Raw genomic sequence first — 22456 nt, 5'->3', positions numbered from 1 at the left:
GCAAACGCCGGCGAGAGGCAGGGTTACGTAGATTATGCCTGTTTGCTGACGGTGTTCGTTCCGAAGATGAGCTGCTGCGCCATCGGCCGGCCGATAAAGCGCTCCGGGAAGATCGGCTGTGGAGCGCTGGCCCTGTTCAGTCGCTCAAGCTGATCCTGCGTGAAGGAAATGCTCAAGGCGCCGAAATTATCCTCGGCCTGCTCAAGGGTGCGTGCGCCCATGACCGGGGAAACGACTGCGGGATTGATCAGCGTCCAGGCAAGGGCGACCTGCGATCGCGAAACGCCGAGTTCCTCCGCGACTGCGCCGACGACATCGGCGACGGCGAGCGAGCGTTCATTGAGGTGGCCGGTCGATGCGATCACGCCCTTGCGGGTTGCCGCGACATTCGCCCCATTTTCGTCGCTCAGATCCGCGCGGCCATATTTGCCCGTGAGGATGCCGCCGCCGAGCGGGGACCATGGAAGAACACCGAGGCCCAGCGCCTTGGCCATGGGCATAAGCTCATGTTCGACGGTCCGCTCGACCAGGCTGTATTCGATCTGAAGCGCCACGAAGGGTGACCAGCCGCGGAGATCGGCAAGGGTCTGCATCTGCGCCACGCGCCATGCGGGCGTGTTACAAATGCCAACATAGAGGATCTTGCCGGCTCTCACGAGGTCATCGAGCGAGCGCATGGCTTCTTCGGGCGATGTCGTGAAATCCCAGGCATGCAGGTAAAGGAGATCGATCCGGTCCGTGTCCAGTTGGCGCAGGCTCGTTTCTACCGACCGCACGAGGTTGAAACGATGGTTGCCGCCGGAATTGATATTCGCCGGATCGCGGGCCATCGTAAATTTGGTCGCAAGCACGATATTATCGCGCTTTTCTTTGATGAAGCCGCCAAGAAGGCGTTCCGAGGCTCCGTTGGTGTAGTTGACGGCGGTATCGATGAAGTTGCCGCCTCTGTCGACATATGCATCGAAAATGCGCCTCGCCTCGTCAGCGTCGGCTCCCCAACCCCAGTCAGACCCGAAGGTCATCGTGCCAAGCGAGAGCGGCGAGACACGCAGCCCGGATCGGCCTAGCAGTCTGTATTGATCGAGTGATTTCACTTCAGCCATGTTGGTATACTCCATTGGTCTTCGTTGAAGCGCTGGGATGCGCCGGGTGGGTGACACCTTTTTCCGCGAAAGACCTGTGAGGGCGGTAGACCGGATTTCCGGAATTCTTGCACGATTATCTCAAGTGGGCAGGCCAGGACTGCCTTGTCGGACCGAAATATTGTCCGTTATTCTTGCACGATTGTCCGAGAAGCGCGGTTCAGACTTTCGTCGCGCGGACGCATATGAGATAAGTGGCGAATGACCCCGGACCACCATATCGTCGATATCATCACCCGACACGCGCCGCGAGACGGCACTTTTGAATGCCGGTTACCGGGGGTGAAGCTCATCCGCTGCTCCCACCCGACCCTCCCCATGCCGGTGATCTATGAGCCGACGCTTTGCCTTGTGGCGCAGGGCCGCAAGCAGGCTATGCTGGGGCAATCGGCCTTCATCTATGACAAATCGCGTTATCTGATCGCCTCCGTCGATCTTCCCGTCATGGGCTCCGTCATCGAGGCGAGCGCGGAAGAGCCATATCTGTGCATGCAGCTCGATCTCGATACGGTCGAGCTGGCGGAACTGGCGATCCGCTATCCGTCGAAATCTCCCGGAAAATCCCGACCGCCGGCCGGTCTGCTGCTGAATGCGACCAATCCCGGGGTGCTCGATGCGGCGGCACGCCTGTTGAGCCTTCTGGATACGCCTGACGATATTGACGCGATTGCGCCTCTGGCGCTGCGGGAAATACTTTATCGGCTGCTGACCGGGCCGGGCGGTGACGTTGTCCGGCACATGGCGCAGGCGGGTACCCATCTCCATCAGATTGCCCGGGCAATCGTCTGGATCAGAGGCCATTTCCGCGAAGCCTGCCCCATCGAGACGGCGGCCGAAATAGCCGGAATGAGCCGCTCCACCTTTCACGCTCATTTCAAGGCGATCACCTTGATGAGCCCGTTGGAATTCCGGGCGGAACTGCGATTGCAGGAGGCAAGACGCCTGATGCTCAGCGAAGGGCTGGATGCGGCAAGCGCGGGGTTTCAGGTTGGCTATTCAAGCCCGTCGCAGTTTTCGCGCGAATATGTTCGGGTTTTCGGAATGCCGCCATCGAAGCACGCCAATCTCCTGCGTCATCCTGTCGATGATCGGCCAGTGCCGCAGAGCACGGCAGCCAGCTAGGCAATAGCTGGGCCGGCACCCTATTTCATGTGGTCGGTGCCTGCCGGAAAAGTCAGCTGCACCCTTGCGCCTTCGCCGGGTTTTGAACGGATATGCGCCTCGCCGCCGCTCTGGCGGACGAAGCCGTAGACCATGGCGAGGCCGAGACCCGCGCCGCCATATTCTTCGCGTGTGGTGAAATAGGGTTCGAATGCCTTGTCCACGGCCTCGGGCGTCATGCCGATGCCCTCGTCGGTAACGGCAATGACCAGCACATCCTTCTCGGCCGTGGCCTCGATCAAGATCAGGCCGCCGTCCGGCATGGCCGCTGCGGCATTCAGGCAGAGATTGAGGATGGACTGTTCGAAGAGCGCAGGATCGAGTTGGATCGACGGAAGGTCGTCATCGAGATCAAGCGCGATCCGGCATTTAGGGCCGACCGCGATCTCGAGAATATCGGCCATGCCGCGCAGCAGGTTTGCGACGTTGATGTGGCTGGCATGGATCGGCTGCTGGCTGCCGATGGTCAGCATGCTGCTGGCGAGAGACCGGCCGCGATCCGCCGCCTTGCGGATACGGGCGATGTGCCGTTTCTGGCGGTCGTTGAAACCGGCTTCCCGCTCCAGGAGGCCGAGACTGCCGGTGATGATGCCGATCATGTTGCCCACCTCATGGCTGACCTGGTGGGTCATGCGCATGATACCGTCCAGTCGCTGGGCCTTTACGGCTTCTGCTTCCTGGCGATCGAGAGCCGTCACATCACGGGCGAGCAGGACGATGCCGCCATCCGGCTGGCGTGACATCGAGACTTCGATCACCAGCTGATCTGCGGTGCGATGGCGCACGACGGCGCGGTCCATCAACTCGCCGTGCCCGCTTTCAAAGGGCAATAATGCGGGGTCGATTTCCGGGATCGGTTCGACAAAACGGCGAAGCGGCAGCTTTCGCGATGAGCCGGAGCGTCCGACAAGCTCGATGATGCGGCGGTTCATGGTGATCGGCCGGCCAGCCGGATCGAACAGCGCTATTCCCTCATTCATGTTGCGGAAGGTCGAGCGGATGGTGCGCGCCGCCGCTTCCGCCGTGCGTCTGAGGCGCGAGACCCGGTCGACGCTGTCATGGAAGGCACGGAAGGCATCGAGCAGGCGGATCAACTCCGTCTCGGGCCCGGTGTAGGAAGGCGGGCCGACATCCTTCTCTCCCTTGGCAAGCGCGTTCATGCCGTTGGAGAGAGAGGCGATACCGCGCGAGACGCGCATCACCGAGCGGATCGAGAAAATCGCCACCACCAGAACCAGAAGCGATGCGACGGCGACGATGACCAGCAGCCGGCTAAGGGCATCGGAGGTCGAGATCAGGTCCTCGTTCAGGCTGCGGGCAACCGCGTCGCCCTGGGTTTCCGTGACATGGGAGAGATCGCGCGACACGGTGTGAAGCCGCGATACCGACGCGCGGATTGCGAACATTTCAAGAAGATAGCGGCTCTGGGCCTCGAAGACCCGCTCATAGGGCTGCATTTCCGCCACGGGAAGCCGCTCGCCGGGATAACCTTCCTGACGTGCCGTGGTTTCGGCGACGTAGCGGCGGCGCAGTTCGCCCAGCTGGAAGAGGCTGTCGGATGCGGATGCGGCCTGCACGATGCCGTTCATTCGCCGGCGCAGTTCAGGATCGACGATACCCCGGCCGGTGGCGATTTCGCCGAGCGCCGCTGCCGCGTCCGCCTTGTGGCCCTGCGCCGCATCGGCATCCTTTGCCAGATCCAGCGTCTGCGCCCTGATAAGCTGGAGAAGTTCGACAATGCGGTCGTTGGAAAAGCCGCGTGTGACCCGATCGTCGCTGCCCGGCCGTGTCATTTCCAGCAGAATATCAACCTGCTGAACGACGGACCGGCTCTCGCTGGAAACGCGATAGGGAGAGGCGGCGTTCATCAGGAAGGGGGCGCTGGAGACGAGGTCCGAGACCTGTCGTGAGACCAGGGACGCCTTGGCGAGGCTGGAAAAGGCCTGCAACCCATAGGCCGCCATTTCATCACGGGCGCGCTGCAGGCCGTAAATGGCGATGGCCGAGAGGCTGAAAACGAGGATGCAGATGAAGACGATCGCAAAGGGCAGGCGAAAGGCGATGGATGAGAGGAAGGAGCGGCTGATCACGGGGAAAGCTCGCCCTCGTCGGTATGCAGCACATAACCCTTGCCGCGCCGCGTCTTGATGTGACGCGGCAGGTCCGGATTACGCTCGATCTTGCGCCTCAGCCGCAGCACCAGCACATCGACATTTCTGTCGATGTAGCGGTCGCTTTCGGAACCCAGTCTGTCGAGTATTTGCGAGCGGCTGACGGGCTGGTTGGGCGTTTCGGCCAGAATCTCCAGAAGCGCGAATTCGGCGCTCGTCAGCGTCTTGCTGCGATCGCTGAGGCAGACCGCCCGCCGCGCATCGAGATCAATCGCCCAGTCGCCGAGGTTGAGTGTAGCGCGGCCATGATCGCGCTCGCTATCCTTTTCCTGTTTCAGCGAGGGGATCGTCCGGCGCAGAACGGCCTTGATCCGGGCCGTGAGTTCGATGGGTTCGAAGGGTTTGACCACGTAATCGTCGGCGGCCGTCTCGAGGCCCAGAACCCGGTCGGCGGCGCTGCCGGCAGCTGTTACCATGACGATGCCGATGTCGATGTCGGCCTTGCTGCGCAGTCTCTGGGCAAAGGTCCGACCTGATGTGCCGGGCAGATTGTGGTCGACCAGCACAAGCTGCATCACGTCCTTCGCCAGTATCTCGTCCGCCTCCTCGGCGGACCGGGCGCAGGTGGGCAGCCAGCCTTCGGCCTCGACAAGGTCCGAGATGAGCTCTGCCATATCCGGATCGTCCTCGACGATCAGAATGCGAACCTTCTGATTAAGCACTGTATCTTCCTCCCGCCATCATCATAGGCACGGTGACGGCGATCTTCAAAGGCTCGCTGGTTATCTCTCCTGTCATAATTGTAATATCTGTAATCTTGTTCGGCGGTGCGGTGAAAGATTGGTAACCATTCTTCGATTGCGGCGCGGGCAGGATGTGACATGCTGTTGGTGGAGACTGGAACGGGGAGGTTCCAGGCAGGGAGGCTTAATTGAAAGCATTGACCGCACTTGCGGCGAGCATGGTCCTATGGCTGTGCGGCGCAGGGCATGGCATGGCCGAGCCGAAGTTGAACGTCCTTTGCGGCGTCGACGAGGCTTGGTGTTTGACCATGCAGCGGGCTTTCGAAGCCAAGGCAGGTCTCGAGATTTCGATGGTGAGGAAGAGCACCGGCGAAATTCTCGACCAGATTCGTGCCGAACGAACCCATCCCACCGTCGACGTCTGGTGGGGCGGTACTGGCGATACCCATTTGCAGGCCGGCTCGGAAGGCCTGCTGGAAGAGTACACGCCCGTGCATCAGCGGGATCTGCTGCCCTGGGCGCAGAATTTCTATGCGATGTCCGGCTCGAAATCGGCTGGCATCTATGCCGGTGCACTTGGTTTTGCCTATAATTCGGAACTGCTCGCGAAGAACAACCTGCCTGCACCGACCTGCTGGAAGGACCTCGCGAAGGATATCTATCGCGGCCACATCCTGACCGGCAATCCGAACTATTCTGGCACGGCCTTCACCATGCTGGCCACCCTTGTTCAGCTCTTCGGCGAGGAGGAGGCTTTTGGTTTCATGGCGAAGCTCAATCAGAACGTCGTGAGCTATACCAAGGTTGGTGCAGCGCCGGTCAAGGCGGCGGCGCGGGGCGAGATCGTGATCGGCATTTCTTTCATGCATGATGCCGTGACCCAGAAGATCGAAGGTTTCCCGCTGGTGATCGTCGCGCCCTGCGAGGGGACGGGCTATGAGATCGGGGCGGTCAGCATCGTCAAGGGCAACCACAATGATGCGCTGGCACAGGCCTTCGTTGAATTCGCGCTGAGCCCGGAGGGGCAGGCGACCGGGGCCAAGGCCGGGCAAAATCAGGTGCCATCAAACGCCCGGGCGACATTGCCGCTGACGGCGCCTGACATATCGATGATCAAGATGGTGGATTACGACTTCGCCACCTTCGGACAGCCGGAAGAGCGAAGTCGGTTATTGAGCCGCTTCGATAGCGAAATCCACCCGAGCCAGACCCAGTAGGGTCAGAAACCAGCACCTCAAAAAGACAGCGCGCGCCGCAGGGCGCCGCGACCGGCAGCGCCATGTCTGCGCGCCGCCCAAGAATTCAGACGCAAGCTACAGGAGGATAACCATGCGACTGACGATACTTTCTACCCTGCTTTTTGCCGGCACGGCATTGAGCGCCGTTTCCGCACAGGCGGCGGGAGAACTCAACCTCATCTGCTCGGCCGATGTCGTCATCTGCGAGCAGATGAAGGGCGATTTCGAAAAGTCGCACGACATCAAGGTCAATATGGTGCGCCTGTCTTCCGGCGAAACCTATGCCAAGGTGCGTGCGGAAGCCCGCAACCCGAAGACCGATATCTGGTGGGCCGGCACCGGCGATCCGCACATGCAGGCGGCGTCCGAAAACCTGACGCTGGAATACAAGTCGCCAATGCTCGACCAGTTGCAGGACTGGGCCGTGAAACAGGCCGAAAGCACGGGTTACAGGACTGTCGGCGTTTATGCCGGTGCGCTGGGCTGGGGCTACAACACGGAAATCTTCAAGTCGAAGGGTTACAAGGAGCCGAAGTGCTGGGCTGACCTGCTGGCGCCGGAACTGAAGGGTGAAATCCAGATCGCCAATCCCAACTCGTCGGGCACAGCTTATACAGCGCTTGCCTCGCTCGTGCAGATCATGGGCGAAGATCAGGCGATCGACTATCTGAAAAAGCTCAACGCCAATATCTCGCAATATACCAAGTCCGGTTCGGCACCGGTAAAGGCGGCGGCACGTGGCGAAACGGCGCTCGGCATCGTCTTCATGCATGATGCGGTAGCGCAGACGGCAGAAGGTTTCCCGGTCAAGTCCATCGCGCCCTGCGAAGGTACCGGCTATGAAATCGGCTCCATGTCGATCATCAAGGGCGCCCGCAATCTCGACAATGCGAAGACCTGGTACGACTGGGCGCTCACGCCGGAAGTGCAGTCGCGCATGAAGGACGCCAAGTCCTTCCAGCTTCCCTCCAACAAGACGGCGGAAGTGCCGAAGGAAGCGCCGAAGTTCGAGGACATCAAGCTCATCGACTATGACTTCAAGACCTATGGCGATCCGGCCAAGCGCAAGGCGCTGCTGGAACGCTGGGACCGCGAGGTCGGTGCGGTCGCCAACTGATCTGAAACACTGATCTTAACTCCGGCGACAGGCATCCCGGCTTTTTAAGCCGGGGTGTCCGCCACTCTTTCATCGGCATGAAACAAGCGAGGTCGGCCATGACACGTGGCAATCGCAGGCTGGACATCGTCCTGGCGCTCGGGGCTTTTGCCCTCATTCTTCTTCCCTGGTATCGCATCGAAGGCGGCTTTTTCAGCTTTCGCTGGCTTTCCGGATTTTTCTCGTCGGCCAGCAATGCGCCCGGTGTGCTGCAGATCCTGTCCTATGGAAAACCATGGCTGGTCGGCATCGTTGTCTTTTTCCTCGCCGCGTGTCTTGTTCGGCCTATCGGCGAACCGATGCGGCGCGGCAGGCTGCTTGCCATTATCGGCGCCGCCGGCCTCGTTTTCCTCGCCTTGCAGGGGCTGGCCATCGGCTTTACCGGCTGGAGCTGGACGGTGAGCGAAAACCTCTTCGGCATGCTTGCCGATGGTCAGCCCTCCATGGGGGCAGGGGCCGTCGTCATGTCGTTCGTCTTCGTGCTGCTTTTCGCCTTCGGGCTTGCCGAACGCGGCGTCATGAAAGGCGACGCCTTCGTCGTCGGCGCCATTTCCGTTCTGGTTTTCCTCGTCACGGTTTTTGTCTTCTATCCGATCGGCAGCATGCTGGTCGCTTCCGTTCAGGATTTCGACGGCTCCTTCAATGCCGATGGCTTCATTCGTAATATTCAGGATCCCGGCATCTGGAGCCTTGGCTGTGTCACAGGCGAAGAGCGTTGCGGTGTTGCCTGGCGCACGCTGTTGCTCGCCCTGATGACCGCCTTCGGCTCGACCGTGCTCGGTCTCGGCTTTGCACTGATCGCCACCCGCACCCGCTTTCCCTTCAAGAAAGGCCTGCGGCTTCTCACCGTTCTGCCGATCATCACGCCGCCTTTCGTCATCGGCCTTGCCCTGACGCTGCTTTTCGGTCGCGCCGGTGTCGTCACCGAGTGGCTTTCCTATCTCTTCGGCATTGAGCCGGGTCGCTGGCTTTATGGCATGACCGGCATCTGGATCGCGCAGGTTCTTTCCTTCACGCCCATTTCGTTTCTGGTGCTGATCGGCGTGGTCGAAGGCGTCAGCCCGTCGATGGAAGAAGCCTCGCAGACGCTGCGTGCCGACCGCTGGCGCACCTTCTGGCGGGTGTCGCTGCCGCTGATGAAACCCGGTCTCGCCAATGCCTTCCTTATCGGCTTTATCGAGAGCATGGCGGATTTCGGCAATCCGCTGGTGCTTGGCGGCACCCATGGCGTGCTGTCGACGGAAATCTTCTTCGCTGTCGTCGGCTCGCAAAACGATCCCTCGCGTGCGGCGGTTCTGGCGATCATCCTCCTGTGCTTCACGCTTTCGGCCTTTCTTGCGCAGCGCTTCTGGCTGGCGGGCAAGAATTTCGCGACGGTGACGGGGAAGGGCGACAGCGGCGCGCATATCGCCCTGCCGCGCGGCCTGTCCATTGGTGTTCACGCCATCGTCGTGCCGTGGATGGTCTTCACCATCGTCGTTTATGGCATGATCCTTGTGGGTGGTTTCGTGAAGACCTGGGGTCTCGATAATTCCCTGACCTTCGATCACTACATCCGCGCCTTTTCCGTCAGCTTCTCGAACGGCTCGATCGCCTGGACGGGTGTTGCCTGGAACTCGTTCTGGACGACCATGGAGATCGCGCTGGTTTCGGCACCGCTGACCGCTGCCGTCGGTCTTCTGACGGCCTATATCATCGTGCGGCAGAAGTTTGCCGGGCGGAACCTGTTCGAATTCGCGCTGATGATGAGCTTTGCCATTCCCGGCACGGTCATCGGTGTCAGCTACATCATGGCCTTCAACCTGCCGCCGGTGGAAATGACCGGCTCGGCGCTGATCCTCATCGCCTGCTTCGTCTTCCGCAACATGCCGGTCGGCGTGCGCGGCGGCATTGCGGCGATGAGCCAGCTCGACAAGAGCCTCGATGAAGCCTCGCTGACGCTGCGGGCCAATAGTTTCCGCACCATCCGCAAGGTCATCCTGCCGCTCTTGAGGCCCGCAATCACGGCCGCACTGGTCTATTCCTTCGTGCGCGCCATCACTTCAATCAGCGCCGTCATCTTCCTTGTCAGCGCGCAGTACAACATGGCGACGTCCTATATCGTCGGTCTCGTCGAAAACGGCGAATACGGTGTGGCGATCGCCTATTCCTCGATGCTGATCGTTGTGATGATCACGGTCATTACCGGCTTCCAGCTTCTCGTGGGTGAGCGCCGTCTGCGTCGCGAAAACCGTGTCGCCGGCCTGCCGTCCGCTTCCTCCGTTCCTCTCGCTCAGGAGAAAACCGCATGATTTCCGTAAAGCCCGGTTCCGTCACCTTTCAGAATGTCCGCAAGACTTTCGGGGCCTTCACCGCCATTCCCGACCTCTCGCTCACCATCGAGCCCGGCACGCTGGTGACCCTGCTTGGCCCCTCCGGCTGCGGCAAGACGACGACGCTGCGCATGCTGGCGGGCCTCGAACACCCCACCTCCGGCCGCATCCTCATCGGTGACAAGGATGTCACCATGCTGCCGGCCAATGAGCGCGATGTCTCGATGGTCTTCCAGTCCTATGCGCTTTTCCCGCACATGACCGCGCTCGACAATGTTGCCTATGGCCTGCAATCCTCGGGATTGCGCAAGGCGGAAGCGCGGGAAAAGGCGGAAGAGGGGCTGAAGCTCGTCGGCCTCGCCGGCATGGGCCACCGCCTGCCTGCCGAACTCTCCGGCGGGCAGCAGCAGCGCGTCGCGGTTGCCCGTGCGCTGGTGCTGGAGCCGCAGGTGTTGTTGCTCGATGAGCCACTATCCAACCTCGATGCCCGCCTTCGCCGCCGGGTCCGTACCGAAATCCGCGAATTGCAGCAGCGGCTCGGTTTTACCGCCGTTTATGTGACGCATGATCAGGATGAGGCGCTGGCGGTTTCCGACCGGATCATCGTGATGAAGGATGGCGAGATCGCCCAGTCGGGTGCACCACGCGACCTTTATGAAGCACCGGCCTCCGCCTTCATCGCCGATTTCATGGGCGAGGCGAATGTCGTTGGGTGTGAAGTGTTGAGCCTTGAGGGGCCAGATGCGCTCATCCGCGTCGGCGGTGTGGATCACAGGGTTGCAGCACGCAACGCCCGGCCTGGCCCGGCAAAGCTTGCGGTTCGCCCCGGCTCGATTTCCATCGGCCAGCCGGGCGGGCAGGGGCTTGCGGGGCGGGTGCTGCACAGCGCCTATCTCGGCGGTCATGTCGAATATGAAGTCGAGACCGATATCGGCACGCTCTTCATCGTCGACCATGCGGTTGAGACCAGTCTGCCGCCGGCAAGCGATGTCACGCTCGGTTTCAGGAACCGTGGCATTGCCTTGATTCAGGCCTGAGTTTTTCACCGATCTCACCCAGGGAGGGGGCAGGCGTGGTTCTGCCCCCGGCATTTTTCCGTCCGGTCATGTCAAATAAATGTCTCACCGGGTCGCCTTAAGACTGGCTTAAGGTGCCGGCTGACTGTGTGTCGCCAAACAGGAGACATGCCGCAGAATGCACGACAGACCAATATTCATCAGCCGCAGAAATCTTCTCGCTCTGGGAGCCGCAAGTCTTCTGGCAAGCTGCGCCACATCCGGCCAGCCGCCGATGACGGCAACGCCGGTAAAGAGCGACGAACCTTTGCCAGAGGCCGCAACGCCGGTGACCCCGGCGATGTATGCGGCGATGCCGGACGAGACCTTCCCTATCCCGGCGGTAAACATCAAGCAGGTGGATCCGAAATACTGGCGGCAGGTCGTTGATTATCCGACCGAAGAGAAGCCCGGCACGCTGATCGTCGATACGCCGAACAAATTTCTCTACCACGTGCTTCCCGGCGGGAAGGCGACGCGTTACGGGATTGGCGTCGGGCGTGACGGCTTTTCATGGTCCGGCCGGGCGACGGTCGCCTACAAGCGTGCGTGGCCGAAATGGACGCCGCCGGACGAGATGGTGGCGCGGCAACCCGCACTCCAGCCCTATAGCATCGCGAATGGCGGCATGCCCCCCGGTCTTAAAAACCCTCTGGGCGCGCGTGCGCTTTATATTCATCAGGGCGGCAGGGACACGCTTTATCGCCTGCATGGAACGCCGGAGGCCTTCTCCATCGGCAAGGCGGTATCCTCGGGCTGCATTCGTCTGCTGAATCAGGACGTCATCGATCTCTTCAACAATGTCAGGGATGGCAGCCCCATCGTGGTTATCCCCGATCCCTCGAAGCGCTCGCAACTCGGCGTCTGACTGCCGGCATATGAACGAGAGACCTATCACCATGAATGACATTCGAAACCGCGCGGATGAGGCAGGCTTTGCCGGCCTCAGACGCCGCGCCTTTCTCCTTGGCTCGCTTTCGGCTGTTTCCGCCGCTGCTTTTCCGGCTGCCGCATCCGCAAACAGCCTCAGGCTTGAGATGATCCTGCGTGATCCCGCGGCACCCGTTTCCGGCAATCCCGCCGGCAAACTCAACATGGTCACCTTCCTCGATTATAATTGCCCGTGGTGCAAGAAGACGGCCATTCCCATGCGCGATGCGGTCTTGAAGGACGGGGATATCAGGGTGGTCTACAAGGACTGGCCGATCATTACGAAAGATTCCGTCGAGGGCGCCCGTCTGGCGCTGGCGGCAAATTACCAGGGCGGTTACGAGATCGTGCATCATGCGCTGATGGCGATCAAAGCCCGCAGGGCGGAAGCAGAAGAGATGCGCGCTGCCGTGCGCGCGACAGGCATTGATTTTGCGCGCCTTGAGAGTGATCTCAAATCCAGGGAGACGGAGATCAACGCGCTGATTGAGCGCAATCATGAACAGGCAATGTCGCTGCAGCTGACCGGGACACCGGCCTTCATCATCGGCAAGTTTCTCGTTCCCGGCGCTATTCGGAGCGCAGAGGAATTCACCAGCCTTTTCGAGAAGGCACGCGAGCAGGTTTAGTTTTGCCGGATAATGGTGGTTTCAGGTCCGGTCGGATATGACGCCACCATTCTGCCAATCTAGCATCTGCGTTTTTCGCTAGCCTCGCGCCTTTGCGATTGCCTCCGTCAGGCCCTTGCGGTCGAGGACGCCGGCAAAGCTTGTTGATCCCACGACAAATGAGGGTGTGCCGACGAATTTAAAGGCGGCGGCCTGGATCCAGTTCCGATCCAGCAGGCCGGAAATCCATGCCTGATGCTGGACCACGGCCTTGCCGACGTCCTCGAAGGTGAGGCCTGCCTTTGCAAGGGCGTTTTCGACATCGTCCTGCTGCAATTTATTCGGTGTATGAAACATTGCATCAAGTGTTTTTTCGTATTTGCCGAGCTTGGCGCTTGCAAGCACCGCCTGCGCCGCCATGACCGATGCACCGCCGAAGACCGGCCAGTCTTTCAGCACAAGCTTGACCTTGCCGTCTTTCTCCACCACGTCGCGGACCATCTCGTAGGACGTTTTGCAGTAGGGGCACTGGTAATCGAAATATTCCACGACCGTCACGTCGCCGTTCGGATTGCCGAGCACCGGCGCCTGCGGATCGTGCAGCACCATTTCCCGGCTGGTCGGGTCGCTTTTGGCGGCAGCGAATGACGGCGCTATGGTCGCAAGGCCGGCCATTGCGACGAGGTTTCGGCGTGTGAGGGTCATTGGCGAATTCCTGAGATGTTGGTAATTGCGGGTTTCACGGAGGCTTGCTGCGTCTGCGTGGCCGCATCGATGACGGATCGCACCGAAATCTCGCCCACCATGCGGGCCGAGGAGAGTTCCGTCCCGCTTCTGTCGAAGAACAGCATGGTCGGCGGGCCGATAACGTTGTTGTCTTTCATCAGTTGCTGTTTTTCGGGCGTGAGGTCTGAAAGATCGACGGAGACGAGGTTCGTATCCGCAAGGCTTTGAGCGACCTGCGGATCGGCAAGGACCGAGCGCTCTATGACCCTGCAGGAAACGCACCAGTCCGCGGTGAAATAGACGAGGCTTGGCTTTCCCGCCTCACTTACCGCGGCTCTCAGTTCATTGTCCGAAGCGACGGTGCTGAAGCTTGCCTTTGTCAGGCCGGTCGGGGAAGAGGCAATGACAGAATTTGGGGAGCCCTGGAGCGGCTGAAGCATGTTCGTGCCGCCGCTTGCCGCGCCGAAAGCGAGGAACGCACCATAGAGCACGGAAAGAAGACTTGCGGATTTCATGAGCCGGCGACCGACACCCGCCTGTGGTGACAGCGTATCGAAAGCGCCGAAGAAGACACCAAGGGTCACGAGCAGTGCTGCGGAAAGCGCAAGTGTTGCGGGTGCGGGAATGAGCCGGTCCAGATACCAGATGGCCGTGCCGAGAAAGATGAAGCCGAACAGCCAGCGGACCTGCGCCATCCAGGCACCCGCGCGCGGCAGGAGTGCTGCGCCGGAGGTACCGATGAGGATGAGCGGAATGCCTTTGCCGATGCCCAGTGCAAAGAGCGCCGCCGCGCCGAGCAGCATGTTTCCGGTCTTGGCGATATAGAGCAAAGCGCCTGCGAGCGGCGCCGTCACGCAGGGGCCGATCAGCAGCGCCGAACTGAAACCGAGAATGGCGGTCGAGCCGAAGGATCCGCCGAGCGAGCGTTGCGACCGCGCCAGCCGATCCCGCAGCCCCGATGGAAGCTGTACCTCGACCACCCCAAAACTGGCGATGGCAAGGAGGATGAAGACAGCGGCGGTGATGAGGATGGCCACCGGCGATTGAAGGGCAATCTGAAAGCTCTGGCCGAACCATGCGGCAAGGATGCCGAACAGGCTGAAGGCGGCGGCAAGGGCAACGACATAGGTTGAGGACAGCATGAAGCTGCGTCCAGGCGACAGGGAGGCTCCCTGACGACCCAGCGTGGCCGCAAGGATCGGGTACATGGGAAAGACGCAGGGCGTGAAAGCGAGAAGCACGCCGAGGCCCATGAAGGAGACGAGCAGAAGCGCTGTGCCGCCCTGATCCAGCATCCCCTCCACCATTCCCGGCTCGGCGGCGGGCACAGGCCGGTCTATTTTTTCCGACTGTGCGGCGGGGGACATGGGGATGAAGGACTGGAATGCCGGCGGCGGTGACGGGTTCATCCCGAACGGCGCATCCACCTCGATCCGCGATCCGGTGATGGTGACGGTTCGCACCGGATAGCAGATGCCGCCATCCTGGCATCCCTGAAATGTCATTTTCATCGTCTGGGGCGCATCGGCGAGCGTGGCGGCCGCCTGCCCGAAATAGACCTCCGTATTGCCGAAGCCGGGATCGTCCTTCATCTCGCCGGGTAATGTCTGAAGATCGAGTTGTTTTCCGTCGTTGTCAGTGGCGTTGAGGGCGTCTCGATAGAGATAATATCCCTCTGCTATTTGCCAGCGGAAGGTGGCGGCTGTTCCCGTGCGGTCGATCGAGAGCTTGAACGCATCTGCCATGTCCATCGGGGGATTGAGCGCGAAGGCGGGTCCGCAGACGGTGAAGAAGACGAGGAGCACGAACGAAAAATTGAGACGCATTCTTTTTCCTTATGGGATAGGCCTTTTAGGAGAGGCCTACGGGATAGTCCATGAGTGGCGCAGGCTTCCGGTGGCAAGCTTAAGCCAGCCTTAAGGTTCGTTTTTCAGGTTCCCGCACGTCAAAACATCCGTGCACCGGAATGATGGAGTAGTTTATGCGTCTGTTAGTGGTCGAGGACGATGATGTCCTGCTGGATGGTCTTCGTGTCGGGCTGCAGCTTGCCGGCTTCACCGTCGATGCCGTCACGACCCTTGAAGATGCAAAAACGGCCATCGACAGTTGCCGTTTCGACGCCGTCGTTCTCGACCTGATGCTGCCCGACGGTTCCGGCCTCGATCTTCTGCGTCACACCCGCAATGAGCGCAATCGGGTGCCGATCCTGCTGCTGACGGCGAAGGACGCGACCACGGACAAGATTTGCGGCCTCGATGCCGGTGCCGACGATTATCTGGGCAAGCCCTTCGATCTGGACGAAGTCGCCGCCCGCCTGCGGGCCATCATCCGCCGCGGCGAAGGCCGTTCGGAGGGGACGCTGTCCGCATTGGGCGTGACGCTCGATCCGGCGAAGATGGTGGCGAAGAGGGCCGACAGCATCATTCCCCTGTCGCGTCGTGAATTCGCGATCATCCATGCCCTCATGCAAAATCCCGGCATGATCTTCTCCAAACCGGTTCTCGAGGAGAAGCTTTATGGCTGGCAGGAGGATGTGGAAAGCAACACCATCGAGGTTCACATCCACAAGCTTCGCTCGAAGCTGGGTGCCGGCTTCATCGAAACGGTGCGGGGCGTGGGCTACCGTGTCGGGAGGGCTGCGTGATGTCCATTCGGGCAAGATTGTTCACCGTGCTGCTGTTGATGACGGGCGTCGTCTGGCTGTCCGGCTGCGTGTGGATCTATACCAGCACGAAGGCGCGGCTGGAGCATGTTCTGGATGCGCGTCTGATGGAATCGGCAAGCATGGTCGCTTCTCTCGTCGGCCACCGTCCGGTCGATATTGGCGTTGTCGGCCACATGCCCGCCACGGATGGTCATGCGGATGACGATGCGGTCGCGTCGATACCTTCTTATGAACGCCAGCTTGCCTGCCAGATCTGGTCGGTCAACGGTCGTCTCCTGAGCAAATCGGACAGTGCGCCCACCGCTTCCCTGTCTGAACATGTCTCGGGTTTTCAGAACACAGTGATCAATGGTGTCGAATGGCGCGTTTATGCCGTGGTCAAGCCCGATCTCGGCGTCAGGGTTCTGGTGGGAGACAGCATTCAGGTCCGCGACCGTCTTGTCGATGATGTGATCAAGGGACTTCTCTATCCGGCGCTTTTCATCATGCCGTTGATGGCCGGCCTCATCTGGTTCTGTGTTTCGCGGGGTCTTGCTCCCCTGCAGAAGCTCGCGAACGGTCTGAAAGCACGCGATGCAACCGAGCTTCATGCCTTCGCCGACAGGGGAACGCCATCGGAGCTTCGGCCGATGATCCACGCCTTGAACAGCCTTCTTGCGCGCGTTCAGGCAACGCGGGAAAGGGAGCGTGAATTCACGACCTATGCGGCCCATGAGTTGAAGACACCGCTTGCCGGCCTGAAGACGCAGGCGCAGGTGGCCATGCGCTCGACCGATCCCGAGGTTCAGCAACAGGCGCTCAGGCGCATCGAGCAGAGCGTCGACCGGACAAGCCGGATGGCGAAGCAGCTTATCGATCTGGCCGCCGTCGATGCCACCGAAACGCGGACGGCGAAAACCGGCGTGGATGTTCCCCGGCTCATTCTGGATGTCATTCAGGAACTCGAGCCGCTGAGACGATTGCGAGAGGTGGATATTGCCTGCCAGCTCCCGGAAGAGGCGGATACGATCCTCGTCGAGGCGGACCGCTCGCTCCTTCGGCTTGCCATCAGGAATGTCATGGAGAATGCCGTGCAGCACTCGCCGAAGGGCTCGACAGTCGAATGCCGCGCCGAGTTGATCGGCGGCAAGGTCAACGTCGTTGTCATCGATGAAGGGGCGGGGATCGCCGTGGAGGAGCAGGAGCGTGTGCTGCAGCGTTTCTACCGTTCGCCGCGATCGGAACCGGGCGGAAGCGGCCTTGGGCTTGCGATCGTCAAGATGGCCGTCGACCGTCTGGGAGGGCGATTGCAGTTCTTGAGATTCGATCAACGGTTTGCGGTGTCTCTGGAGGTTTGAAACGAGAGCCGCGATGCTGTGGCTCCCATTTGTATCAAAGGTCCTTTGCGAGACGCAGCGCATCGTAGATCGCCGCATGGGTGTTGCGCGCGGCAACCGCATCGCCGATGCGGAACAGCCGATAGGTTCCGGCAGGATTGCGCTCGACGGTCTGGGCAGTGCCCCCAAGCAGGGCGTCATAGGATATTTCGCCGAGGTTCTTCGAGCCCGGCTTGAGTTCGAAATAGAGATCGTCCAGCGGGATCGTGCCGTGATTGACGACGATCTGGTCCACGGTCCTCGATTTCGTCACGCCACCATAGTCGCTGCCGATGTGGGCAATGAGCTGGTTGCCGCTTCTTTCCGCGGCCTCCAGGCGGTAGGTGACGGTGAAGGTGACGTCGCGTTTTTGCAGCGAGCGCATGTAGGGAACGAGGTTCATCGCCATGACCTCAGGGGCAAAGGCGCGGTCCGGCGTCATGATCTCCACTTTCGCGCCTGTCTTCGCGAGACATTCGGCGGCCTGCAGGCCCGCATGGTCGCCGGCATCGTCGAAAACCAGCACATTGGTGCCCGGCTTCACGTCGCCGGAAATGATATCCCATGCCGAGACGATGAGATCGTTGCCTTTTGAAAGTACGTCTGTATGCGGCAGCCCGCCGGTGGCGATGATCACCACGTCGGGATTTTCCGAAAGAACCGTGTCCGCTTCCGCCCATGTGTTGAAATGGAAGGTGACGCCGAGCCTTTCGCACTGGCTCATGCGCCAGTCGATGATGCCAATCATTTCGCGGCGGCGTTCGCTTTGCGCGGTCAGGCGGATCTGGCCACCGGAATTGTTTGCGGCCTCGAAGACGATGACCTCATGGCCACGCTCGGCACTGACACGCGCGGCCTCGAGGCCAGCCGGGCCGGCGCCGACGATGACTATCTTCTGCCGTTGCGCCGCCTTGGTTATCTCATGCGGCATGGTTTCCTCGCGGCCCGTTGCTGCATTGTGAATGCAGAAAGCGAGGCCGCCCTGATAGATGCGGTCGAGACAGTAATTGGCGCCCACGCAGGGGCGAATGTCGTCCTCCCGCTTTTCCATGATCTTGCGCACGATATGCGGGTCGGTCATGTGGGCGCGCGTCATGCCGACCATATCGACCTTGCCGGAGGCGATCGCATATCGGGCGGTGGCGACATCCTGGATCTTGGCGGCGTGAAAGGTGGGGAAGCTGGTCGCGGCGCGGATTTCACCGGCAAAGTCCAGATGCGGGGCATTCGCCATGCCCTGAATGGGAATGACGTCGGTCAGACCGGGATCGGTATCGATATGGCCGCGAATGACGTTCAGATAGTCGATCAGGCCACTCTCCTTCAGCCGTCTGGAGATTTCCAGGCCCTCTGCCTTTCCGGTGCCGCCCTCAAGACATTCGTCGGCTGTATAGCGCACGCCGAGGATGAAATCGTCGCCGACGCGTTCGCGCATCGCCTTGAAGACGTCGAAACAGAAGCGCATGCGGTTTTCCAGCGAACCGCCATAGGGACCGTCCAGCTCGTTTGTCAGCGGTGAGACGAACTGGTCGATGAGATGGCCATAGGCCTCCAACTCGATACCGTCCATGCCGCCTGCTTTCATGCGTTCTGCGGCATCGGCAAAATCCTTGATGATGCGCTCGATATCCCAGTCCTCGATCTTCTTCGGGAAAGCCCGGTGGGCAGCTTCGCGGTGATGGGAGGGGGCGAGGATGGGCAGCCAGTCACCCTTGTCCCAGCGGGTGCGGCGGCCAAGATGGGTCAGCTGGATCATGATTGCCGCGCCCTCTTCATGCACGGCGTCGGTCATTTCCCTGATCCACGGAACGATTTCATCCTTATAGGCCAGCAGGTTGTTGAAGACGGGTGGGCTGTCCTTCGAGACGGCGGCGGAACCGGCCGTCATCGTCATCGCCACCCCGCCTTTCGCCCGCTCGACCGTATAGGCGCGGTAACGTTCCTTCGGCATGCCGTCTTCCGGATAGGCGGGTTCATGCGAGGTGACGATGATGCGGTTGCGCAGGGTGAGATGCTTTAGCCGGTAGGGCTGAAGAAGGGGATCATTCGACATTGCCATTCTCCGGATGGTGCTGATGGGAGAAGGCTAGGTGGAAATGTACATAAGTGTCAATTAATAAAACACAGGTGTTTATGGTTTCGACAGGGGTGGACATTCGGCTTGTCGCAACCAGGCCTATTTGATAGGAAATCACCATGGAAGCGACATTGAACGAAACCGGTTGGCGCGGATCGCAGGAGGGGTGGCTGGAGGCTGCCTATCAGGCTCTGCTCGAGTCCGGTGTGGACTCCGTCAAAATCCTGCCGCTGGCGAAAAAGCTGAGCCTGTCGCGTACCAGTTTCTACTGGTTCTTCCGGGATCGGGAGGAATTGCTGGCAGCACTTGTATCCCGCTGGCGCGAGAAGAATACCGGAAGCATCGTCAGGCAGTCGGAGGCCTATGCGGAAACATTAGCGGAAGCGATGCTGAATGTTTTCGATTGCTGGCTGGATCCCGGCCTTTTCGACAGCAAGTTCGAGTTCGCGGTTCGCAGCTGGGCGCTTCAGTCGGATGATATTCTTGCCGAGGTGCGCAAAGCCGACCAGACGAGGATGGATGCGCTTTCGCGCATGTTCATGCGTTTTGGCCATTCCGAAACCATGGCGGATGTGCGCGCCCGGACCACCTATCTCGTCCAGATCGGCTATATCTCCATGCAATCGGAGGAGGATGTGGCCGTGCGGATGAAAAGGATTCCGGACTATATTGCGATTTATACCGGCGAGGTGCCGCAGCAGCGCGAGCTTGACCGATTTTATGCAAGGCATGGATACAGGTCCGGGCCAAATACCTAGCATGTGTTCGGCAGACGCTTTCTGAGAAGTCGCGCGATGCCGGTCGGCTTGTGTCTGGCAAGGTGCTAAAGAAGAGTCCGGCTCCCGCCTGCAATGTAACTGCAATATTCACCGACCAGTGGTGGGCTGCAAGAACTCACCTTTGAGGAAAAGTCGTTGCGAATCCTGCTGCTTGAGGATGAACCCGAAATGGCGCGAGCACTGCTCGAGGCCCTGCGCCGGCGCGATGTGCTTGCGGATCACGTCAGCACCATCAGCGACGCCGATGCTCTTGCCCGCGACGGGGCCTATGATGTGCTCGTTCTGGATCGCCGCCTTCCTGATGGTGAGGGGCTGAACCTCGTGTCGTCGCTTCGTCGACGCAAACATTCCGTGCCGATCCTTGTGCTGACGGCGCTTGGCAGTGTCGATCACCGCGTTGATGGGCTCGATGCCGGAGCGGATGATTATCTCGCCAAGCCCTTTGCAATCGAGGAATTGCTGGCTCGCCTTCGCGCGCTGCACAGGCGCGGCCCTTCACTTTCCGATAAATATGTGAGTTTCGGGAATCTGAGCATCGATCCGAAAAGCAACGAAATCAGTATTGCCGGTTCCGTCATCGAGTTTCGGCGCCGGGAGTATCTGGTGCTTGAAGCCCTGATGCGACGGCCGAACCGTATCGTGACACGATCCAATCTGATCGAGGCGGTCTACACACTGGACGACGAGATCGAGTCGAATGCTCTCGATGCCCATATCTCCCGGATCAGGAAGAAGCTTGCACAGGCCGAAGCCACGGTCGAGATAAGGGCCGTGCGCAACATCGGCTATCTCATCCGGTCGACGACATGAAGGAAAGACGCAATCGATCCCTGCGATGGGCGCTTATGAAGCGCCTTTTCGCCTTGCAGGCGTTCCTGCTCGTTCTTTTTGTCATCCTCCTCGTCGGCTGGATCTGGATCATCGATCCACGGCTGGAGGGCGCCAATGAAGAGGCTGCCCGCATTATTGCGGAAAGTGTGACAAAGGATGCGCAGGGCCGGGCGCAGGTGTCGGCCACGCCCGGATTGATGGCGCTGAAACAGCGGTATCCAAATCTGTGGTTCGTGGTGCGGGATGCCGATAAAATCGTCCTGCAATATGGGGAAATCCCGGCACCGGCCCTGGCGGCGGCATTCCCCCGGAGCATTGAAAGGGCGCGCGTGGAAGCCGGGGAAACAGTCCGGGCCACCATGGAGAACCGCGATACGCCTGCGGGGCGGCTGCAATTCATTGCCGGGACGGAGAAAGGCTTCCCGAATGATGGCCTCAGTCTCTGGATCAACATCCAGCTGGATCTGGAAAAGGATGCCAATGGCGATATACGCTGGCTTACCGTGCTGCCGGGTGTAGGCTTCATCATCCTTATCGTCGTCGTGCCCATGCTGATCCTGACCGGCATCGCGACGTTGCTCGTAACCCCGAGAGCGGTCGGCCGTTCATTGAGTGGTCTGATTGAAACGGTCAAACAGGCGAAGTCGATCAATTTCGAAAACCGTTCCGCCCGTATCGACCGTTCCAAGGTGCCCAGTGAAATCATTCCGCTGGTGGACGCCTTCAATGTCGCGCTCTCCAAGCTGGATGAGGGATATAATCGCCGTAACCGCTTTCTTGCCGATGCGGCGCATGAGTTGCGAACGCCGATTGCAATTGCGCGTGTCCGGGCCGACCTTTTGCCCGACGACGCGCTGAGCCGGCAGCTCCGGGCCGATATTGATCGTCTCACACGCGTCGCCCATCAGCTGCTGGAGATGCAGGCGGTCGGCGCGGTGGAATTGCCTGCCGTGCAGCAGGATCTGAACACACTTGTCGAGCGCATCGCGACCGATCTTGCCCCGATCGCGATGGATGCCGGTTACGAGTTTGATTTCGAACCGAGCGAAAGCCATGTCGTGTTGACGATGCAGACGTCGATTGTTGAGATGGCGGTCGTCAACCTCGTCCGCAACGCCATCGATCATGGCGGCGGCAAGGGCGCTATCATGATCCGGGTTGGTGCTGCGGGCTTCATTGATGTTTGCGATGAAGGCCCGGGCATTCCCGTCTCCGAGCGCGAGCAGGTGTTCGAGCCGTTTCACCGCATCAACACGAATTCGCCGGGAGCAGGCCTCGGTTTGAACCTGGTCCAGAAAGCGGCCGAGCTTCATTGCGGACGCGTGCTGTTTGTCGATCTCGATCCCGGTTTTTGTGTGCGGCTGGAAATTCGATCCGTCTCATCGAAAAACGTTGCAGTTGGAAGCGAATAGGCTGCGCACGGCGCGATGAATCGCGTCAGCGACAATGAAATTCCTTACGATTTAGTTAAAGAAATTCTTCTAAGTATATTAAATAAATCACTTATTTTGATTAAAATTTACGGCGTGCAATGCAGGCGTAACTCTCGCGGGGAAAATGCCCTTAT

18 protein-coding genes are annotated in these 22456 nt (G+C 60.2%); 12 read left to right on the top strand and 6 right to left on the bottom strand.

Annotation, left to right across the window (positions count from 1 at the left end; translation table 11 throughout):
* Nucleotides 1-32 precede the first annotated feature (32 nt).
* Nucleotides 33-1103: an aldo/keto reductase gene (locus AGR13A_RS12575; protein WP_080836842.1), complete on the bottom strand. Its 1071-nt coding sequence runs from the start codon at nucleotides 1101-1103 to the stop codon at nucleotides 33-35.
* A 240-nt stretch (nucleotides 1104-1343) separates the two neighbouring features.
* Between AGR13A_RS12575 and AGR13A_RS12570 the strand changes: the two genes are divergently transcribed.
* Nucleotides 1344-2264, top strand: a complete 921-nt coding sequence (locus tag AGR13A_RS12570) for an AraC family transcriptional regulator (RefSeq protein ID WP_080835965.1) — start codon at nucleotides 1344-1346, stop codon at nucleotides 2262-2264.
* 20 nt (nucleotides 2265-2284) lie between these two features.
* Here AGR13A_RS12570 and AGR13A_RS12565 read toward each other — a convergent pair whose 3' ends face one another.
* The gene (locus AGR13A_RS12565; protein WP_080835963.1) at nucleotides 2285-4393 is read right to left on the bottom strand and encodes a sensor histidine kinase; all 2109 of its coding nucleotides are present in this window, start codon (nucleotides 4391-4393) and stop codon (nucleotides 2285-2287) included.
* Nucleotides 4390-5136, bottom strand: coding sequence for a winged helix-turn-helix domain-containing protein (locus tag AGR13A_RS12560; RefSeq protein ID WP_080835962.1), 747 nt, complete (start codon nucleotides 5134-5136; stop codon nucleotides 4390-4392). Before AGR13A_RS12560 ends, AGR13A_RS12565 begins: the two co-directional genes overlap by 4 nt.
* Nucleotides 5137-5375: 239 nt before the next feature.
* Between AGR13A_RS12560 and AGR13A_RS12555 the strand changes: the two genes are divergently transcribed.
* The 6 genes from AGR13A_RS12555 (at nucleotide 5376) to AGR13A_RS12530 (ending at nucleotide 12477) form a co-directional block, all read left to right on the top strand.
* On the top strand, nucleotides 5376-6374 hold the full coding sequence (locus AGR13A_RS12555) for an ABC transporter substrate-binding protein (RefSeq protein WP_167377541.1): 999 nt from the start codon (nucleotides 5376-5378) through the stop codon (nucleotides 6372-6374).
* A gap of 112 nt (nucleotides 6375-6486) precedes the next feature.
* Complete coding sequence (locus AGR13A_RS12550; protein ID WP_003492136.1) at nucleotides 6487-7512, top strand: ABC transporter substrate-binding protein; 1026 nt, start codon at nucleotides 6487-6489, stop codon at nucleotides 7510-7512.
* A 98-nt stretch (nucleotides 7513-7610) separates the two neighbouring features.
* Nucleotides 7611-9842, top strand: a complete 2232-nt coding sequence (locus tag AGR13A_RS12545; RefSeq protein ID WP_080835960.1) for an ABC transporter permease — start codon at nucleotides 7611-7613, stop codon at nucleotides 9840-9842.
* Entirely contained in the window at nucleotides 9839-10900 is a 1062-nt protein-coding gene (locus AGR13A_RS12540; protein WP_080835958.1) for an ABC transporter ATP-binding protein, read from the top strand. The genes AGR13A_RS12545 and AGR13A_RS12540 overlap by 4 nt, the downstream gene beginning before the upstream one ends.
* A 157-nt stretch (nucleotides 10901-11057) precedes the next feature.
* Nucleotides 11058-11786 carry a L,D-transpeptidase gene (locus tag AGR13A_RS12535; RefSeq protein ID WP_080835956.1) on the top strand — a complete coding sequence of 243 codons (729 nt, stop codon included), beginning with the start codon at nucleotides 11058-11060 and terminating at the stop codon, nucleotides 11784-11786.
* A 31-nt stretch (nucleotides 11787-11817) separates the two neighbouring features.
* A complete protein-coding gene (locus AGR13A_RS12530) occupies nucleotides 11818-12477 on the top strand; it encodes a DsbA family protein (protein ID WP_308400212.1) in 660 nt (219 codons plus the stop codon).
* A gap of 78 nt (nucleotides 12478-12555) precedes the next feature.
* On the opposite strand, the gene AGR13A_RS12525 is transcribed toward AGR13A_RS12530, so the two are convergent.
* Nucleotides 12556-13161, bottom strand: coding sequence for a DsbA family protein (locus AGR13A_RS12525; protein WP_167377490.1), 606 nt, complete (start codon nucleotides 13159-13161; stop codon nucleotides 12556-12558).
* Complete coding sequence (gene dsbD / locus AGR13A_RS12520; protein ID WP_080835952.1) at nucleotides 13158-15008, bottom strand: protein-disulfide reductase DsbD; 1851 nt, start codon at nucleotides 15006-15008, stop codon at nucleotides 13158-13160. Before dsbD ends, AGR13A_RS12525 begins: the two co-directional genes overlap by 4 nt.
* Nucleotides 15009-15163: 155 nt before the next feature.
* On the opposite strand from dsbD, the gene AGR13A_RS12515 reads away from it, so the two are divergent.
* Nucleotides 15164-15826: a response regulator transcription factor gene (locus AGR13A_RS12515; RefSeq protein ID WP_035224384.1), complete on the top strand. Its 663-nt coding sequence runs from the start codon at nucleotides 15164-15166 to the stop codon at nucleotides 15824-15826.
* A complete protein-coding gene (locus AGR13A_RS12510; protein ID WP_080723198.1) occupies nucleotides 15826-17184 on the top strand; it encodes an ATP-binding protein in 1359 nt (452 codons plus the stop codon). The genes AGR13A_RS12515 and AGR13A_RS12510 overlap by 1 nt, the downstream gene beginning before the upstream one ends.
* Nucleotides 17185-17218: 34 nt before the next feature.
* Here AGR13A_RS12510 and AGR13A_RS12505 read toward each other — a convergent pair whose 3' ends face one another.
* On the bottom strand, nucleotides 17219-19255 hold the full coding sequence (locus AGR13A_RS12505; RefSeq protein ID WP_080835951.1) for an NADH:flavin oxidoreductase: 2037 nt from the start codon (nucleotides 19253-19255) through the stop codon (nucleotides 17219-17221).
* Nucleotides 19256-19398: 143 nt separating this feature from the next.
* Here AGR13A_RS12505 and AGR13A_RS12500 point away from each other — a divergent pair, with 143 nt between their 5' ends.
* The 3 genes from AGR13A_RS12500 (at nucleotide 19399) to AGR13A_RS12490 (ending at nucleotide 22301) form a co-directional block, all read left to right on the top strand.
* Nucleotides 19399-20037, top strand: coding sequence for a TetR/AcrR family transcriptional regulator (locus AGR13A_RS12500; protein ID WP_035224392.1), 639 nt, complete (start codon nucleotides 19399-19401; stop codon nucleotides 20035-20037).
* A 156-nt stretch (nucleotides 20038-20193) separates the two neighbouring features.
* Nucleotides 20194-20868: a response regulator transcription factor gene (locus AGR13A_RS12495; RefSeq protein ID WP_080835949.1), complete on the top strand. Its 675-nt coding sequence runs from the start codon at nucleotides 20194-20196 to the stop codon at nucleotides 20866-20868.
* Nucleotides 20869-20903: 35 nt separating this feature from the next.
* Nucleotides 20904-22301 (top strand): sensor histidine kinase, encoded by a 1398-nt coding sequence (locus tag AGR13A_RS12490; protein WP_308400211.1) that lies wholly within the window; start codon nucleotides 20904-20906, stop codon nucleotides 22299-22301.
* Nucleotides 22302-22456 lie beyond the last annotated feature (155 nt).

The sequence above is a fragment of the Agrobacterium genomosp. 13 str. CFBP 6927 genome (assembly GCA_900012615.1).
GTDB lineage: Bacteria > Pseudomonadota > Alphaproteobacteria > Rhizobiales > Rhizobiaceae > Agrobacterium.
Note: the sequence above shows the minus strand (reverse complement) of the source record. Positions and strands in the feature narration are given on the sequence as shown.

Bases quoted from the DNA above. Each gene is read 5' to 3' on its own strand.
- AGR13A_RS12570 (WP_080835965.1), top strand. From the start codon at position 1,344: ATGACCCCGGACCACCATATCGTCGATATCATCACCCGACACGCGCCG.
- AGR13A_RS12515 (WP_035224384.1), top strand. From the start codon at position 15,164: ATGCGTCTGTTAGTGGTCGAGGACGATGATGTCCTGCTGGATGGTCTT.
- AGR13A_RS12490 (WP_308400211.1), top strand. From the start codon at position 20,904: ATGAAGCGCCTTTTCGCCTTGCAGGCGTTCCTGCTCGTTCTTTTTGTC.
- AGR13A_RS12550 (WP_003492136.1), top strand. From the start codon at position 6,487: ATGCGACTGACGATACTTTCTACCCTGCTTTTTGCCGGCACGGCATTG.
- AGR13A_RS12505 (WP_080835951.1), bottom strand. From the start codon at position 19,255: ATGTCGAATGATCCCCTTCTTCAGCCCTACCGGCTAAAGCATCTCACC.
- AGR13A_RS12575 (WP_080836842.1), bottom strand. From the start codon at position 1,103: ATGGCTGAAGTGAAATCACTCGATCAATACAGACTGCTAGGCCGATCC.
- AGR13A_RS12510 (WP_080723198.1), top strand. From the start codon at position 15,826: ATGTCCATTCGGGCAAGATTGTTCACCGTGCTGCTGTTGATGACGGGC.
- AGR13A_RS12525 (WP_167377490.1), bottom strand. From the start codon at position 13,161: ATGACCCTCACACGCCGAAACCTCGTCGCAATGGCCGGCCTTGCGACC.
- AGR13A_RS12545 (WP_080835960.1), top strand. From the start codon at position 7,611: ATGACACGTGGCAATCGCAGGCTGGACATCGTCCTGGCGCTCGGGGCT.
- AGR13A_RS12500 (WP_035224392.1), top strand. From the start codon at position 19,399: ATGGAAGCGACATTGAACGAAACCGGTTGGCGCGGATCGCAGGAGGGG.
- AGR13A_RS12540 (WP_080835958.1), top strand. From the start codon at position 9,839: ATGATTTCCGTAAAGCCCGGTTCCGTCACCTTTCAGAATGTCCGCAAG.
- dsbD (WP_080835952.1), bottom strand. From the start codon at position 15,008: ATGCGTCTCAATTTTTCGTTCGTGCTCCTCGTCTTCTTCACCGTCTGC.
- AGR13A_RS12555 (WP_167377541.1), top strand. From the start codon at position 5,376: ATGGTCCTATGGCTGTGCGGCGCAGGGCATGGCATGGCCGAGCCGAAG.
- AGR13A_RS12530 (WP_308400212.1), top strand. From the start codon at position 11,818: ATGAATGACATTCGAAACCGCGCGGATGAGGCAGGCTTTGCCGGCCTC.
- AGR13A_RS12535 (WP_080835956.1), top strand. From the start codon at position 11,058: ATGCACGACAGACCAATATTCATCAGCCGCAGAAATCTTCTCGCTCTG.